We start from the raw sequence: 16,220 nt of genomic DNA on the forward strand, positions 1-16,220 counted from the left end.
CTTACTGCGCCGGCTTCCTGAACCGCAGCACGAAGCGATCCGTCTTCCCGCGGATCGCCGGATCGAAGACCTTCAGCGTGCGGTCGTCGGCGGGATTGGCCAGCGCGTCGGTTTCGCCGTCGAGCACGAAGCCGGCTCTCAGCACCTCCGTCTTGACCGTCTCACGGTCGATGCGATGCAGGTCCTCGGTGTGCTTCAGACCTGACCCCGCCACGGCCGAGTGATCGGCCACGAGGTAGTAGCCGCCGGGCTTCAGCATGGCGAACACCGCCTTGTTGTAGGCGCCGACGTCCGCGCCCTTCATGAAGCTGTCGTGGAAGTCGTGATAGTTCTCGAAGGTCCAGAACACGTCGAGCGTGTTGTGGATGCGCGCCGGCGGCTGCTCCGCGAGCGGGCTGGAGGTCGCCTCGACATTGCCGTGGCCCGGCTCCGTCGCGATGGCCCGCGCCGTCGCCAGCGGGTTGGACTTGAACGCCGCGAACTCGGACGGCACGTAGGCGTAGACCCTGCCGGTCGTCCCCACGAGCGTCGAGAAGATCCGCGTCCAGTAGCCGCCACCGGGCACCGCGTCGATGACCTTGTCGCCGGGCTTCACCTTGGAGAACGCCACCAGATCCACCGGTCGACGCGAGGCGTCCTGCTGGACGTCCTTGGCCGGTCGGGTCGCGTCGGCGACCGCCGCGGCGATGCCGGGCGCGGCGGCGACGACTGGCATCGCGGGGGGCGACGCAGGCGAGGCAGGCGCGACGGCAGGCGTCTGCGCCACCGCCAGCGAGGACACGAGCGCCGCGGCGGTCGCGAGGGCAAACAGTCTTGAGCTCATCAGAGGTCCTTCTTCAAGTGGGTCCTGGCGGGGCACGCCAGGTCGAGTAGGCCTTGGCGGCCCGCATCGTCAGCGCGACGGTGGTCCCCTTCTCCGGCGCGCTCTCGATCCGGAGCGACGCGCCCAGCGTCTGGGCCCGTTCCCGCATCGACGCGAGCCCCATGTGCCCGTGCCTGCCGGTCGCCGCCAGATCCACCGGCATGCCGGCGCCGTCGTCCCGCAATTCGATCCCCAGCCGCCACCATCCGAAGCGCCAGGTCATTGTGATCCGGCCGGCCCGGGCATGCCGGAAGGCATTCAGCAGCGCCTCGCCGAAGATCAGGCGCAGCTCGTCGCGGACCTCCGCCCGCAGTGGCCGCTCTTGGCCGACGATCTCGAGCCGGAACTCGCCGTCGTAGTCCCGCGCCAGCTGCGACGCGATGTCCTCCAGCGCCCGCGGCAGGCTCGCGCCGAGCGGCGCGGAGCCCCGCAGCGACATCACCCGACGGCGGCTTTCGTCCAGCACGTCGTCGGCCATCACCAGGTCCGCGTCGATCGCGGCGCGCACCGGATGCTCGGCCGGCAGTTGCGCCGAGTGCGCCTCGAATCTCAGGATCAATCCCTGCACGCCCTGCAGCAGCGTGTCGTGCAGCTCGCGGGCGATGCGGTCGCGCTCGGCCATGCGGGTGCGCATCTTCTCGCGGGCCCGCCGCGCGGCCTGCTTCAACCGCAGCCGGTGCAGGGCCCAGATCGTCGCGAGCGCCGCGGCCACGCACAGCAGCTGAAACACCACCGTCTGGTACCAGGCGGCCGGGATGACGATGTCCTGGATGGCCTCCTCGTCCGCGACCACGCCGTCCCCGTTGATCGCCAGGATGTGGAAACGGTAGCTGCCCGGGCCCAGGCTGTTGTAGCCCGTCTCCCGCCGCACGCCCGCCTCGCGCCAGCGGGTGTCGATGCCGTCCAGCCGGTAGCGGAAGCTCACCCGCTCGGGCATCGCGAGGTTCGCGGCGGAGAAACGCAACTCCATCATCTCGGTGTTCTTCGGCAGCGTCACCGGCGCGCCCGGCGTGTACTCGACGCCGTGCGCGCGCAGACCGGTGATCCGCACCACCGGCGCCACCGGCGTGCCGCGCAGGCGCTGCGGGTCGAGCCAGGCCACGCCGGTCGTGCCAGCGAACCACAGTCGGCCGTCTTCGCCCTCCACCACGCTCGGCTGCGGCCAGAACGCGGTCGCGCCGCCGGGATGCCCGTCCAGCGCGTCCAGCACTTCCATCTTCAGCGGCTGCGAGGGATCGGCGAGGTAGGCGCGCAGCGCGTCCCGACGCACATGGACCGCGCCCTTGCGCCCGTTGAGCCAGAGATCGCCGGTCGCCGTCTCGGCGATCCCGGACACGCCGGCCAGCGCCTCGGGCACGTCCGCCATCAAGGGGACGAAGCGGCCGTCCCACAGGATGGCCACGCCGCGCTCGCCCGCGATCAGCGGGCGCGAGCGTCCGGCGTAGACGTGCAGCACGTCGCCGATGTTCCCGGGTTGCGTCAGGCCGAACCGGCGCACCTTGCCGTCGCCCCAGCGCAGCACCTGGCCATCCTTGAGCCCGAACCAGTAGGTGTCTCCGCCCGACCAGGCCACCGAGGCCTCGAGCGGCGCCGGCTCGCCGGGCAGCGAGAACGGCAACCAGCGGCCGTCGTCCCAGGTCTGCACGCCGCCTCGCTGGAACGACACCATCACGCCGTCGCCGTACGGCACGATGCCGCCGATCCAGCGCTCGCCGACACCCGGCGGCCGGGGGATCTCCTGCCAGCGCCTGCCGTCCTGGCGCCAGAGCCCGGCCGGTCCGACCAGCCAGAGTCGTCCCTGCCGGTCGCGACCGGCGGCGGTGACCTGCGCGCCCGGCGCCGGCAGCCGCTCGGCCTCGCCGGCGTTGCCGGCGTTGCCCGACAGGCGCCAGACCGTCGATGCCACCGGCGAGAACGCGGCCACCGTCACGCCGCCGCCCGGGTCCGCCGCCAGGGCGAAATTGCTGGTTGCCCGCGGCATCGGCGCCGCGACGAGCGGCGCGCGCCGGAAACGGTCCAGGCCGGTCTTGGTCGCGACCCACAGACTGCCTTCGGCGTCCTCGAGGATCATCATCCCGAAGTCGCCCGACAGCCCTTCCGGCGCGGCGAAGCGCTCGTACTCGCCGGTCAGCGGCACGCGGTCGCCTTCCAGCGGCCAGGGCAGCCGCCGACGGCACAGGCCCGCCGGACAGAACACGGTCCACAGGTTGCCGTCCCGGTCGACCACCGTCGACGATCCCCGGCGCGTCGACAGACGCGGATCCCGCGCGATCGGCAGGCGCGACAGCGCCGGCACCTTGCGCATCTCGCCGGCGAAAACCAGCCAGGCCTCGCCGCGCAGCACCTGCAGGCTGGTCGCCTCCTTGCAGTCGCCCACGGTCCGGAAACGCGTCTCCCCCTGCGGCAGGCCGAGCAGGCGATCGTTGTCGCAGAGCCAGACGGTGCCGCGCCCGTCCACCACGAGGCCGTCGATCGCGCGCCCCTCCAGGCCCCACGACGCGCCGATGCGCTCCCAGCGCTCGCCCTCGAAGCGGAAGAGGTCCGTGGCTCCGCCCGCCCAGATCGCACCGTCGGCATCCTCGGCGATGAACCGGATGCGCGCGCTCGCGACCGCCTCGGACGCCGGCACCCGCCAGACCTGCTCGCCGCGGATGCGCACCAGGCCGCGCGGGAAGAAGGCCGCCCACAGGTCGCCGTTGGACGCCGCCAGCACCTTCGCGACGGTACCGGATGGGAACGCATGCGGCCGCGTCGGCAGGAAGCGCTCGAAGCGCACGCCGTCGAATCGCGTCAAGCCGTTCGGTCCGCCCATCCAGAGCAGACCGTCGGTCGTCTGGGCCATGCTCCAGGTTTCCGTCGGCACGCCGTCCGCCGCCGTCCAGGCGCGGTGGTGGAACTGGTTCAAGGCCAGCGAGCGGTCCAGCGCCAGGACCGGTCCCGCGGTCGACAGCAGCGTCGCGATCAGCAGTGCCGCGCCGATCGCTCGGCGGAGGGACAGGGACAGCACGCGGGACAAGCTCATGGGGCCGGAACACTATCAGAAGCGGCGCCGGGAACGGGCGATCCGCGGGGGTGAGGCGAGGCGACGGCGCGACACGCGCGGGCTAACTCTTTCGAGGGAGGGACATCGGGTCGCGGCGTGATCCGGAGCGGCGGCTGCCGCTACGCTTCGCCTTTCCGCGCCGCCGATCCGGCGCGCCCGACCTGACCGCTGCTTGCGCGTGAACGACTCCGCCCCGATTTCCTCCCCCATCACCGTGATGGCTGTCGACGACCATGCGCTGATGCGCAGCGGCATCACGACGGTCATCGACGCCGAGCCCGACATGCGCATGGTGGCCGAGGCCGCCACCGGCCTGGAGGCGCTGTCGCGCTTCCGCCAGCACCAGCCGGACGTGACGCTGATGGACCTGCGCATGCGCGACATGGACGGCATCGAGGCGATGACCGCGATCCGGCGCGAGTTCCCGCAGGCGCGCATCGTGATCCTGACGACCTTCCCCGGCGACTTCCAGGCGGCGCGCGCGATCAAGGCGGGGGCGGTGGGTTATCTGCTCAAGGGGCTGATGCGCACCGAGCTGCTGGACACCATCCGCGGCGTGCATGCCGGCAGGATGATGGTGCCCCCGGCGATCGAGGCCGCCATCGCGCAGCACGCCGGCAGCCGCGCGCTGTCGCTGCGCGAGACGCAGGTGCTGCGACTGGTGGCCCTGGGCCACGCCAACAAGGAGGTGGCGGAGCACCTGTCCCTGACCGAGGAAACGGTGAAGGTCCACATGCGGACCATCCTCGGCAAGCTGTCCGCGAAGGACCGCACCCACGCCGTCACGATCGCGCTGAAGCGCGGGATCATCGAGCTCTGAACGGCCCCGCCGCGCCGGCGCTCAGACGTTGTTGTCGTTCCCGGGGCGCATCGGCGTCGTTGCCGTCATGGCAGTCATGGCGATAGGCGGCTGCGGCGTGACGACCGCCGGCTCGTCCTTCTTGAACATCGGCGCCATGTTCATCTTCGCGTTGATCCAGAAGTTGAGTCCGGCCCAGGCCGGCGCGCTGGAGGCCGCCGCCTTGGCGAACGCGTTGCCGTCCGTCAGCGCCTTGCCCAGGCCCACGGGAATGCCCACCGGCAAGGTCAGGCCCCAGTTGATCATCATCCGCGCGGCCATGCCGGCCTTCATCGTCGCGTAGTCGACCTTGTCGTTGACGGCGGTCCCGCCGGTGGCACCGGGTAGCCTGCTCTTCATCACCGTGCTGGTGAGGTCGGACACGGTATCGAAGCCGGCGCTCACGGCGCGTTGCGCCACGGCCGTGACCATCATGGCCGTCGCCTGGGCCATCGGCTCGCTCATGCCCTTGGCCTTGAAGCCCTCGGTCAGCGCGGGGGTGAGCTTGCTGGCGATCGCCACGCCGCTCATGCCGCCGGCGATGGCCGTCCACATGTCGTTGAAGCCGGCCATGACACGCGGGCCTTCGGTCTGCAGGGTCGTGGCGCTGGGAAGCTTGATCGTCGCGCCCAGCGAGGGCCTGGTCTTCATGTGCTCGCCGATGAACTCCTTGCCCAGTGCCGCGGCCAGTCCGCCGAGGACGTTGGACGACACGCCGAGCGCCTCCTTGGACGCGCCCGCCGCGCCGGCGCTCATCAGCGTGATCGCCTGCACCGCCCAGGCGATGGCGTGGCCGCCGCCGTAAGTCGTCGCGCGCTGTCCGAGCGTGGCCAGCAAGGCGTCGGTGAGCTGCTTGCCGGAGACGTTGGCGGGCGGGGTGCCAGTCGTTGCCACTGCCGTGGTCGACGTACTGGCCGCGGCGGTTGTCGTCGCCGTCGCCGTCGCTGCCGCTGCGGCCGCGGTCGGAGTGGGTGCGGGCGTTGTCGTCTGCGGCGATGCGAGATTCAGTCGCGGCGGGCCGGAGGACGTCTTCGTTGGCAGCTTCGGAGCAAGCAGCGCCGGCCCTCCGAGCGAAGTCGCGGGACGTTTGCCCGCCGCGACCGAACTCTCCGGAACTTGAGGCTTGCTGTCGGAGACCGGCGACTCGGGCAACGGGACCTTGCTCGGCGAGACCGGTGTCTCGGGGAGTGCCACCTTGCTGGGCGAGACCGGCGTCTCGGGCAGGGGCACCTTGCTCGGCGACACGGGACTGTCGGGCAGCGCGATCTTGCTCGGGGACACCGGGGTCTCCGGCAATGCCACCTTGCTCGGCGACACCGGGGTTGCCGGCAGCGGCACCTTGCTGGGCGAGACCGGCGTCTCTGGCAAGGGCACCTGACTGGGCGAGACTGTCTGCGCCTGGGCAGGCGGGATGTTGGTGTCCAGCCTCAGCGTCGGGCGAGCCGGCGTGGGATTGCCCGACGGCAACGCCGTCATCGCGGTCTGTTGCGAAGGCAGCGTCGGCAGGGAATTCGATCGGCGCGGCGGAGCACCGGCACCGGAGGACGAAGGACCGCTCGGACGCGCCGCCAGTCCCGGGAACTGCGTCGCCGCGCCGCCGCCCTGCCCGCCTGACGGCGTCGACACCGGCGTGTTCGGCGGCGCGCCGGGCGTCGTGTCGATCGGCGACGGGACGGCGCGGTTCTGGACGTTGGACAACATGGGCGCCCTCCTTGGCAGACAAGGTCTGCCGGCGACCTCACGACGTGAACGTCGAACGCCACGCGGGCGCCCGAACCTCATCCGGCAGCAAGGCAGTCACTGTCGGACTGCGAGAGCGTCACGGCGTTCGCGCAGGCGAATCGGCGAACGGTGATGCGAAGCGATAGCCCCTTCCCCCATTCGAGGATCGAAGGGGTGACTTCAACCGTCCCCGCATTCCCATTTGGAGGGAATCGGCACTTTGACGAGCCGCCGCGGCCTCGGAACCCGGTCCTTGACTTCCTCACCTCATCCTGACCAGCCTCAGCGATTCACCATCACGATCCCCGCCGCCAACCCCGCGAGGGCGAGCATCAGGCGCGGGGTGATCGGCTCGCCGAGCAGCAGCGCGCCGGCGATGAGGCCGAAGAGCGGTGTGCTCAGCGTGAAGCTCGAGAGCTTGGTCGCCGGGTAGTGCCGGATCAGCCAGAACCACAGCAGGTAGCTCGCGAACGACACGATCACGGCCTGGAAACCGAACAGCCCCAGCAGGCGCCAGGACCAGGCGAGCGGGAGTGCTTCCCCGGTCGCGACCGCGCCGGCCGCCAGCGCGGCCGCGGAGATCGCCAGCTGGTACAGCAGCGTCTTCTCCGCGCTCGCGGAGGACAGCCTGGTCGCGCGGATCGCGAGCGTCGTGCCACCCCACAGCAGCGCGGCCAGCACGCCGAGCGCATCGCCCAGCCACTGCATCGTCTGCCCGGTGCCGTGGAGCCCCTCGCCGAACGCGAACGCCACCGCGCCGAAGGCGATCAGCAGCCCCACGGCCTGCCGCTTCGTCAGCCGCTCCGCCGGCGAGATCAAGGGCATGCCCAGCGCGACAACGAACGGCGACAGGTAGAGGAAGACCACCATCCGCGACGCCGTCGTGTACTGCAGGCCGACGAAGATGCAGGCGAACTCGGCCGCGAACAGCACGCCGGCGAGCAGGCCGCCCGGCAGGCTGCCGTCACGCCGGAACAGCGCGATGCCGCGCGCCGCGGCGAAGACCCAGACCAGCGCGCCGGCGAGCCCGGAGCGCAGCGCGGCCTGCCACAGCGGGCCGATCTCGGTCAGCGCAGCCTTGGCCGCGACCTGGTTCAGGCCCCACAGCACGCAGCAGCCCAGAAGGATGACCACCGCCGTGCTGTCGAGATGCTGCTTGCGTTGCATGGGGTCGGATCATGCCCGGCGGCTGGTGCGCCCACTGGCGCGGCGTGTCCAGGCCCGCGCGGCCACCGCACACAGCAGCGCCGTCGCCACACCGGCGATCAGTCCCGTCAGGTGCGCCAGCGGCGCGATCGCGATGTTCCAGCCGTCCCAGTGGCGCAAGGCCGGCGCCGACAAGGGCCGCTCCGCCGCCACCTTCACGATGAGCCCGATGCCGATGAGCAGTCCGATCACGCGCTCCCGCCCGTGGGAGGCCCGCATCCGCATCATCCCGATCGCAGCCACCGCCACGCCCGCGTGCAGCACGCCGGACGCGCCGCCGAAGCGTTCAAGGGAAGGCTCGATCAACAGGCCGAATTGCGTCAGCGGCCAGGCGAGCAGCCAGGCCACGGCATCGCGCGCCGTCAAGCGCGCGGCCACGCCGAGCAGGCCGACCACCGCGCAGCCGGCGAGGTTCGCGATCAGGTGCTGCGGGCTCCAGTGCAGCCACGCCGCGCTGATGGCGCGCCAGGGCTCGCGCCCGGCGAGCTCAGGTCGCCATTCGAGCGCGGTCTGCACAGGCGGCGCCTGGACCCAGGCCACCAGCGAGCCGATGGCCAGTGCCATCGCGACGAGGAGCCACGCGCGTCCCGGCATCCGGTTCCGCTCCGCGATCTCAGCCGAAGACGGCCCGCCAGAGCGCGAGCACCGCGTCGCGCTGCGGCGCGAGCGCCTCGGCGGCCTCGCCCTCCAGCGAGGTCGTCTGCTCGTTCAGGCGTGCCCGATGCTGCACGCGACGCAGTTCGCGGTACGCGTCGGCCGCCTGGCGGCCCACGTCGGCCGGCAGCAGGCCGAAGGACTCGGCGCGCTGCAGCAGCGCGATATTGCCGGCGTTGGCCAGCAGTTCCGGATGCTGGTCGGAGTGCGCCAGGATCAGGTACTGCAACGCAAACTCGGCGTCGACCATGCCCCCCGGGCTGTGCTTCATGTCGAAGAAGCCGGCGCGCACGTTGCGGGCGGCGCGCAGCTTCTCGCGCATCGCGACGACCTCTTCGCGCAGCGCCGCCGGATCGCGCGGCGCGGTGAGCACCGCGCGGCGCGTGGCTTCGAAGCGCTCGGCCAGCGACGCGTCGCCGGCGCAGAATCGCGCTCGCGTGATCGCCTGGTGTTCCCAGGTCCAGGCCGTGTTGCTGCCGCGCCCGCCCTGGTAGTTTTCAAACGACGACAGCGAGGTCACCAGCAGCCCCGAGTTGCCGTTGGGACGCAGCGCCGTGTCGATGTCGAAGAGTTCCCCCGCCGCGGTGCGGATCGTCAGCCACGTGATCAGCTTGCGGACGAAGGCGCCGTAGATCTCGGCCGCGTTCTCGTCCTCATCGTCGAAGAGGAAGACCAGGTCCAGGTCGCTGCCGTAGCCCAGCTCCTTGCCGCCCAGCTTGCCGTAGGCGATCACCGCCAGGCGCGGCGTCGGACGGTGCTTCTGCTTCAGCCGGTCCCACGCCCAGGCGAGCACGCACTGCAGCGTCGCGTCGGCGAGCAGCGACAGCTCGTCGGCGACCTGCTCGACGCTGATCTGCCCTTCCACGTCCCGCACCAGCGTCCGGAAGACCTCCGCGTGATGCGCGCGGCGCACGCTGTCCAGCAGCGCGTCCTCGCTCGCCTCGCCGTGTTCGGCCCACGCGTCGTGACGCGCCTGCAGGTCCTGGATGAAGGCGGGACCGTCGAAGCGCTCGTGCAGCAGCCGCGCGTCGGCCAGTTCGTCGATCACGCCGGGATGCTGCATCAGGTAGCGCATCGGCCAGCGCGCCAGACCCAGCAGGCTCAGCAGCCGGCCCTGTACGGCGGGCCGCTCGACCAGCAGGGCGAGGTAGCTCTCGCGGCGCAGCAGCGGCTCGATCCAGTCCACGAAGCGCTGGGCCGCGTCCATCGTGCATTCGCCCTGGCGTACCGCCAGCGCCGCGCGACCGACCAGCTTGGCCAGCCGCAGGCGCGATTCCTCGCGCAGGTTCTGCACCCGCGCCTGCTGAGCCCAGCGCCGCACATTGGCCGCCAGCTCGGGCTGCAGCTTGTCGAGGAACTCCTCGCTGTCGATCGGCAGCGGCGGACCGCCGCACATGCCGTTCCTGCAGTTGCCCTTGCCGCCCGGCGCGACGCCGTCATGCAGCAGCGCGTCGAATTCGGTCGCCACCAGCTCCCGCACCTCCATCAGCCAGTCCAGCAGCGGACAGGCGTGGCTGTTGCAGGTCAGGTTCAGGCTGCGCGCGATCCAGCCGATGTCCTCATCGGCCGCGGGCAGGCAATGCGTCTGCTGGTCGTCCAGGTACTGGATCCGGTGTTCGACGCGGCGCAGGAAGTCGTACCCCTTGGCCAGCGCCGTCGCGGTCTCGGGCTTCATCAACCCGCGTGCGGCCAGGCGCGTCAGCGCCTTCAGCGTCGACCGGGTGCGGATCTCCGGGAACTGTCCGCCGCGCACCACCTGCAGCAGCTGGACGATGAACTCGATCTCCCGGATGCCGCCGCGCGACAACTTGACGTCGTTGGCCCGCTCCGGCCGGCCGGCGGCACGGCGCTGGGCCTCGTCGCGGATCTTGCGATGCAGCTGACGCAGGCCCTCGAAAACGCCGTAATCCAGGTATCGCCGGTAGACGAAGGGCGTCACCAGGCTGCGCAGCTGCATCGCGCGTCCGCTCTTGACGCTCTCGCGTGGCGCGACGATGCGGCTCTTCAGCCAGGCGAAGCGTTCCCACTCCCTGCCCTGCACAAGGAAGTACTCCTCCAGCATCGCCATGCTCACCGCGGGCGGCCCGGAGTTGCCGTTCGGCCGCAGCGCGAGGTCGACGCGGAAGACCTGGCCGTCCTCGGTCACGTCGCCGATCAGCGTCGACAGGCGCCGCGACAGCTGGGCGAAGTATTCGTGGGCGGAGATCTTCTGGCCGCCGGCGCCGCCCTCGGTCTGGCCGTCCTCCTCGTAGACATAGATCAGGTCGATGTCCGACGAGACGTTGAGCTCGCGCCCGCCGAGCTTGCCCATGCCCACGACCCAGAAGTCGATGTCCTGGCCGCCGGCGTCGCGCGGCGCGCCGTACTGGGCGTCGAGTTCGGCGCGGCAGGCGATCACGCCGATGTCCAGCGCCACCTCCGCCAGGTGCGTCATCGTCTGCGTCACGTCGGTCATCGGGGCGCCCTGCTCGACGTCGAGCACGGCCAGCCGCTCCATCACCAGCTGGCGCATCACGCGCAGCGCGGCGGGCAGCGGGCGCCCGGCTTGCCGGAGCTGGTCCACGACGGCGCGCATCGTGACGTCGTCCGGCAGTCCGGGCGGCAGCAACGACAATTCAGCCGCGTAACGGCGGCGGATGCGCTGAACGAAACGGCTGTGGTCCGCGGACGCGGCCGGCGTCGGAACGCCCGTCGTGTCTGAGGTTGCCGAGGCAACTGAATCCATCGGTAAAGAATGCTCTCGCTGGCTCATGGCCGGAATGGCTGTGCTAGATTCGACGACCGCCGTCCACCCTTACATGTCTTCGTCCGCCGCCACCAGTCCTGACTCCGGTTCCGCGGTCGCGAAACGACGCTGGTGGGCACGTTGCGCCCTCTGGCTCGGTGTGGCTTCGGCAGGGGTGTTTTCCCTGCTGATCGCGGCCTGGCTGGCGTTGCATTGGGCGATTCTGCCCCACATCGACGACTGGCGACCCGAGCTCGAAAAGCAGGCCACCCAGGCATTGGGGGTACCCGTCAGGATAGGCGCCATCAGCGCCACCTCCTCGGGCTGGATCCCCAAGCTGGACCTGCGCGACGTGCGGGTCGTCGACGCCTCCGGTCACGAAGCGCTGCATCTGCCCCGCGTCAGCGCCGCGCTGTCGCCGCGCTCGCTGCTGGCCTTCGAACTGCGCTTCTCGCAACTGCTGCTGGACAGCCCCGAGCTGCTGCTGCGCCGCGACGCCAAGGGCCGGGTCTTCATCGCCGGGCTCAGCGTCGACGGCCCCTCGGACACCCAGGCTTCCGACGACGCCGCCGACTGGTTCTTCGAGCAGCATGAGTTCGTCATCCTGCACGGCCGCATCCGCTGGGTCGACGAGCTGCGCGCGGCACCGCCGCTGGAGCTCTTCGACCTGAACCTCGTCCTGCGCAACGGCCTGCGCCGCCACCGGCTGCGGCTGGACGCCACGCCGCCCGCGGGCTGGGGCGAGCGATTCACGCTGCGCGGCGAGTTCACCCAGTCGCTGCTGGACCGGCCGGGCGCGGTCCAGCGCTGGAGCGGTCAGCTCTTCGGCCATCTGCCGCGCACCGATGTCAGCGAGCTGCGTCGTTATGTGGACCTGCCCTTCGAACTCAACGAAGGCGACGGCGCGCTGCGCGCCTGGCTGGACGTCGACCGAGGCGAGCCGCGCAGCCTGACCCTGGACATGGGCCTGCGCGCGGTCAAGCTGCGCGTCGCGCCGGGCTTGCCGGAGCTCGCGCTCGCCAAGATCGGCGGCCGGCTGGTGCTGAAGCAGACGCCGCAATCGCTGTCGCTGGAAGCCCAGGCGCTCGGTTTCCAGGCCGGGGACGGCCTCGACTGGCCGCGCTCGGACTGGGCGCTCGAGGTCAAGCGCGATCCCAAGACCGGCGGGCTCACCGGCGGAGACTTCCAGGCGCAGCAGCTCGACCTGACCCTCGGGGCCCAGATCCTCGCCCGGCTGCCGCTGGCCGAGACGCAACGCCAGCAGATCGCCGACATGAAACCCGCCGGTCTGCTCAACGCCCTGCAGCTCCATTGGGACGGCCCGCTGGACGCGCCGCGCAGCTACCGCGCCAAGGGTCAGCTGCAAGGGCTGCACCTGACGGCCGCGACCCCGGAGCCGCCTGCCGATCCGGGGTCCGCGCCGCCCACCGGCCGGCCCGGCGTCAGCGGCGCCGACCTGCAGTTCGACGCCAACGAGCAGGGCGGCACCGCCACCCTGGCCATCAACAACGGCGAAGTGACACTGCCCGGCGTCTTCGAGGAGCCGTCCGTGCCGCTGAAGCAGGCACAGGCCACCCTGCGCTGGCAGGCGCAACGTCCGGCGGTACCAGCCGGCGGCAAGCGCGCGCCGGCCGCCACGCCCGCCGCCGGCCCGCTCGCGGCCGCCTCGATCGCGAGCGCGGCGTCCGCCCCGGACGCCCCTCGCACGCGCTGGTCGGTGCAGTTCAACGGCGTCCGTTTCGCCAACGACGACCTGCGCGCCGAGATCGACGGCGCCTGGCAGAGCGGCGACGGCAAGCGCCCGCACGACGCCGGCAGGCTGGACCTCACCGGCCGCATCGAGGAAATCAAGGCGCCGCGCGTGCTGCGCTACCTGCCCGCCTCGATGGGCCACGAGGCGCGGCGGTATGTCCGCGACGCCATCCGCGACGGCACCGTCCACAAGATCCAGGTGCGGCTGCAGGGCGACCTGCTCGATTTCCCCTTCGACGCGCCGCGCAGCAAGGGCCAGTTCCGCGTGGCCGGACAGGTCCGCAACCTGACCCTGGCCTACGTGCCCAGCCATCCGGCGGAGGACGACCGTCCCGCTTTCCAGTCGCCCTGGCCCGTGATGGAGCAATTGGACGCCGAACTGATCTTCGACCGCGCCTCGATGAGCATCCGCAACGCCAGGACGAAGTTGATGGGCGTGGAGGTCTTCAACGTCCAGGGGGCGATCGCCGACCTGTACCACCACGCGCCGGTGCTGGAGATCGACGGCCAGGCGCGCGGCGCGCTGGTCGACGGCCTGCGCTATGTGAAGAACTCGCCGGTCGCGGCGCTGACCAGCCACGTGCTGGACAACACCACCGCCACCGGCCCGCTGGCGCTGAAGCTCAACCTGCGCCTGCCGTTGATGCACATCGACGACACGACGGTGAAGGGCCTGGTCACGCTGACCGGCAACGACGTGCGCATTCGGCCCGACACCCCGATGCTCGGCCAGGCGAAGGCGCTGGTGAGCTTCGACCAGAAGGGCCTGCAGATCCGCAACGGCCAGGCGCGCGTGCTGGGCGGCGATGCGACCTTCGACGGCGGCAGCCAGCCGGACGGCGCCATGCGCTTCGCCGCGCTGGGCACGGTGACGGCCGACGCGCTGCGCAACGCGCCGGAACTGGGCCTGCAGCAGGTCGCCTCGGTGATGACGGGCCAGACCTCGCTGCGTTTCGAACTCGGCGTGCTCAAGGGCGGTCAGACGGAGGTCACCGTCGCCAGCCCGATGCAAGGCATCGCGGTGAACCTGCCGGCGCCGATGCGCAAGACCGTCGACGAGACCTGGCCCCTGCGCATCGTCACGCGCGCCGTGGCGGCGCCGGCCGGCTCGCAGCGCGACGAACTGCGCGTCGAGGCCGGTCCGGTGCAGGCGCTCTACCAGCGCGACGTGACGCACGAGGCCAAGGTCCTGCGCGGCGCGGTCGCCGTGCGCGAGAAATTGCCCGAGCTGCCCCCGCAGGGCGTCGTGGCGCGCGCCACCTTCGAGCAGTTCAACGCCGACGCCTGGCAGACCGCGCTGCCGGGATTGACCGGCGCGAAGGACGGTTCGGCGCTCGACAGCGCGACCGACGGCATGGCCGACGGCGGGTATGCACCGTCGCAGTTCACCCTGAAGGCGCAGACGCTGCAGCTCTCGGGCCGCACGTTGAACGCCGTCACGGCCGGGATCTCGCATGACGCCGGCGCGGGATGGCGCGTCTCGATGGATGCGCAACAGCTCAGCGGCCTCATCGAAGTCCGGCCTGAGCAACCCAACCAGCCGGGCCGGGTCTACGCGCGGCTGTCGCGGCTGTCCGTGCCTCGCAGCGACGTCGACGGCGTCGAGCAGTTGCTCGACAAGCAGCCGCGCTCCGTGCCGACCCTGGACATCGTCGTCGAGGACTTCGAGTTGCGCGGCAAGCGGCTGGGCAGGCTCGAGATCGACGCCCAGCAGCAGAACGACGCGCGCGACTGGCGCCTGGGCCGGCTGTTGCTCAAGAGCCCGGACGCCACGCTGAGCGCCTCCGGCAAGTGGGCGCCCGAGCCCGGCAAGACGCTGCGCCGGACCGAACTCGACTGGAAGCTGGAGGTCGCGGACGCCGGCAAGCTGATGGAGCGGCTCGGCCAGGGCCAGGTCTTGCGCGGCGGCAAGGGCGAGCTCACCGGGCAGGTGTCCTGGCAGGGCTCGCCGCTGTCGCCCGACTACGCCAGCATGGGCGGCCAGTTGAACGTCGCGATGGAGAAGGGGCAGTTCCTGAAGGCCGAGCCCGGTGTCGGGCGGCTGCTGGGCGTGCTCAGCCTGCAGTCCATTCCGCGGCGGCTGATGCTGGACTTCCGCGACGTGTTCTCGGAGGGCTTCGCGTTCGACAACGTCACCGGCGACATCAAGATCGGCAAGGGCGTGGCGCGCAGCGACAACCTCCGCATGAAAGGCCTGCAGGCCGCGGTCCTGATGGAAGGCAGCGCCGACCTCGCCGCCGAGACCCAGGACCTGCACGTCCTGGTGCTGCCCGAGATCAACGCCGGCGGCGCCGCGCTCGCCTATGCCGCGGTGAATCCCGCCATCGGGCTGGGCGCCTTCCTGGCGCAGTGGCTGCTGCGCAAGCCGCTCGCCGCCGCCAGCAGCGAGGAATTCCGCGTCACCGGCACCTGGTCCGACCCCCGCATCGAGCAGTTGCAGCGCCGCGCCCAGCCGCAGGGCAGCTACAACAGCACGGCCACCGCGCAAGGAGAGTCCGCCCCATGAGCACGCCATCCACGACCGCCGGATCGCCGGTCACCGTCGCCGCGATCCAGATGGTCTCCGGCACCCGGCTGGAAGAGAACCTCGAACGCGCCCGCCACTGGATAGGCGAAGCCGCCCGGCAGGGCGCCGCGCTGGTCTCGCTGCCCGAGTACTTCTGCCTGATGGGCCACAAGGACACCGACAAGCTGCCCTTCGGCGAGCGTCACGGCGACCTCGACGCGCCCATCCAGGGCGCGCTCAGCCGCGCGGCGCGCGAGCACGGCGTGTGGATCTTCGGCGGCACGCTGCCGATGGCGATCGACGGCGCGACCCCGCCCGCGCAGCGCGTGCGCAACACCACCTGCGTCTTCGCGCCGGACGGCTCGCTCAGCGCGCGCTACGACAAGCTCCACCTCTTCTGCTACGACAACGGCCGCGAGCGCTACGACGAGGCTCGTGTCCTGGAGGCCGGCGCGGCGCCGGTGACGGTCGACGCGGCGATCCCCGATGGACCTGAGCTGCGCGTCGGGCTCTCGATCTGCTACGACCTCCGCTTCCCGGAGCTGTATCGCGCGATGAGCTTCAGCGGCGACCGTCCGCTCGACCTCATCAGCGTCCCGGCGGCCTTCACCTTCACGACGGGCCAGGCGCATTGGGAATTGCTGCTGCGCGCCCGCGCGGTCGAGAACCAGGCGTACGTCATCGCGGCTGCGCAGGGCGGCACGCATGAGAACGGCCGCCGCACCTGGGGCCACAGCATGATCGTCGACCCGTGGGGCGAGGTCCTGGCCTGCGTGCCCGAGGGCGAAGGGCTGGCGATGGCCAAGGTCGATCCCGCGCGCATCGCGCAAGTGCGCGAGCAGTTGCCGGCGCTGCAGCATCGGCGCCTCTGACCCTCGAACGGCGTGAGGCCCGGACACTGGGCCTCGAAAG

9 protein-coding genes are annotated in these 16,220 nt (G+C 71.3%); 3 read left to right on the forward strand and 6 right to left on the reverse strand.

Annotated elements, in window-relative coordinates:
- Position 1: 1 nt before the first annotated feature.
- Entirely contained in the window at positions 2-823 is an 822-nt protein-coding gene (locus PV762_RS20080; RefSeq protein WP_421036768.1) for a class I SAM-dependent methyltransferase, read from the reverse strand.
- Between the two features lie 13 nt (positions 824-836).
- Positions 837-3,884, reverse strand: a complete 3,048-nt coding sequence (locus tag PV762_RS20085; RefSeq protein ID WP_421036769.1) for an ATP-binding protein — start codon at positions 3,882-3,884, stop codon at positions 837-839.
- 238 nt (positions 3,885-4,122) lie between these two features.
- Here PV762_RS20085 and PV762_RS20090 point away from each other — a divergent pair, with 238 nt between their 5' ends.
- Complete coding sequence (locus tag PV762_RS20090; RefSeq protein ID WP_421036833.1) at positions 4,123-4,725, forward strand: response regulator; 603 nt, start codon at positions 4,123-4,125, stop codon at positions 4,723-4,725.
- 21 nt (positions 4,726-4,746) lie between these two features.
- On the opposite strand, the gene PV762_RS20095 is transcribed toward PV762_RS20090, so the two are convergent.
- From PV762_RS20095 to glnE, 4 genes are all read right to left on the reverse strand, one after another.
- Positions 4,747-6,444 carry a hypothetical protein gene (locus tag PV762_RS20095; RefSeq protein WP_421036770.1) on the reverse strand — a complete coding sequence of 566 codons (1,698 nt, stop codon included), beginning with the start codon at positions 6,442-6,444 and terminating at the stop codon, positions 4,747-4,749.
- A 303-nt stretch (positions 6,445-6,747) separates the two neighbouring features.
- Positions 6,748-7,632: a DMT family transporter gene (locus tag PV762_RS20100; RefSeq protein ID WP_421036771.1), complete on the reverse strand. Its 885-nt coding sequence runs from the start codon at positions 7,630-7,632 to the stop codon at positions 6,748-6,750.
- Between the two features lie 9 nt (positions 7,633-7,641).
- Positions 7,642-8,265 carry a rhombosortase gene (rrtA, locus tag PV762_RS20105; protein WP_421036772.1) on the reverse strand — a complete coding sequence of 208 codons (624 nt, stop codon included), beginning with the start codon at positions 8,263-8,265 and terminating at the stop codon, positions 7,642-7,644.
- 19 nt (positions 8,266-8,284) lie between these two features.
- Positions 8,285-11,050, reverse strand: coding sequence for a bifunctional [glutamate--ammonia ligase]-adenylyl-L-tyrosine phosphorylase/[glutamate--ammonia-ligase] adenylyltransferase (glnE, locus tag PV762_RS20110; RefSeq protein ID WP_421036773.1), 2,766 nt, complete (start codon positions 11,048-11,050; stop codon positions 8,285-8,287).
- Between the two features lie 175 nt (positions 11,051-11,225).
- On the opposite strand from glnE, the gene PV762_RS20115 reads away from it, so the two are divergent.
- Together PV762_RS20115 and PV762_RS20120 are read left to right on the forward strand one after the other, a co-directional pair.
- The gene (locus PV762_RS20115; protein ID WP_421036774.1) at positions 11,226-15,308 is read left to right on the forward strand and encodes a YhdP family protein; all 4,083 of its coding nucleotides are present in this window, start codon (positions 11,226-11,228) and stop codon (positions 15,306-15,308) included.
- Entirely contained in the window at positions 15,305-16,180 is an 876-nt protein-coding gene (locus PV762_RS20120; protein ID WP_421036775.1) for a carbon-nitrogen hydrolase family protein, read from the forward strand. Before PV762_RS20115 ends, PV762_RS20120 begins: the two co-directional genes overlap by 4 nt.
- Positions 16,181-16,220: the final 40 nt, after the last annotated feature.

Origin of the sequence: Mitsuaria sp. CC2 (genome assembly GCF_048957715.1) — a bacterium.
In the GTDB taxonomy this organism is placed as follows: Bacteria; Pseudomonadota; Gammaproteobacteria; order Burkholderiales; family Burkholderiaceae_C; genus Roseateles.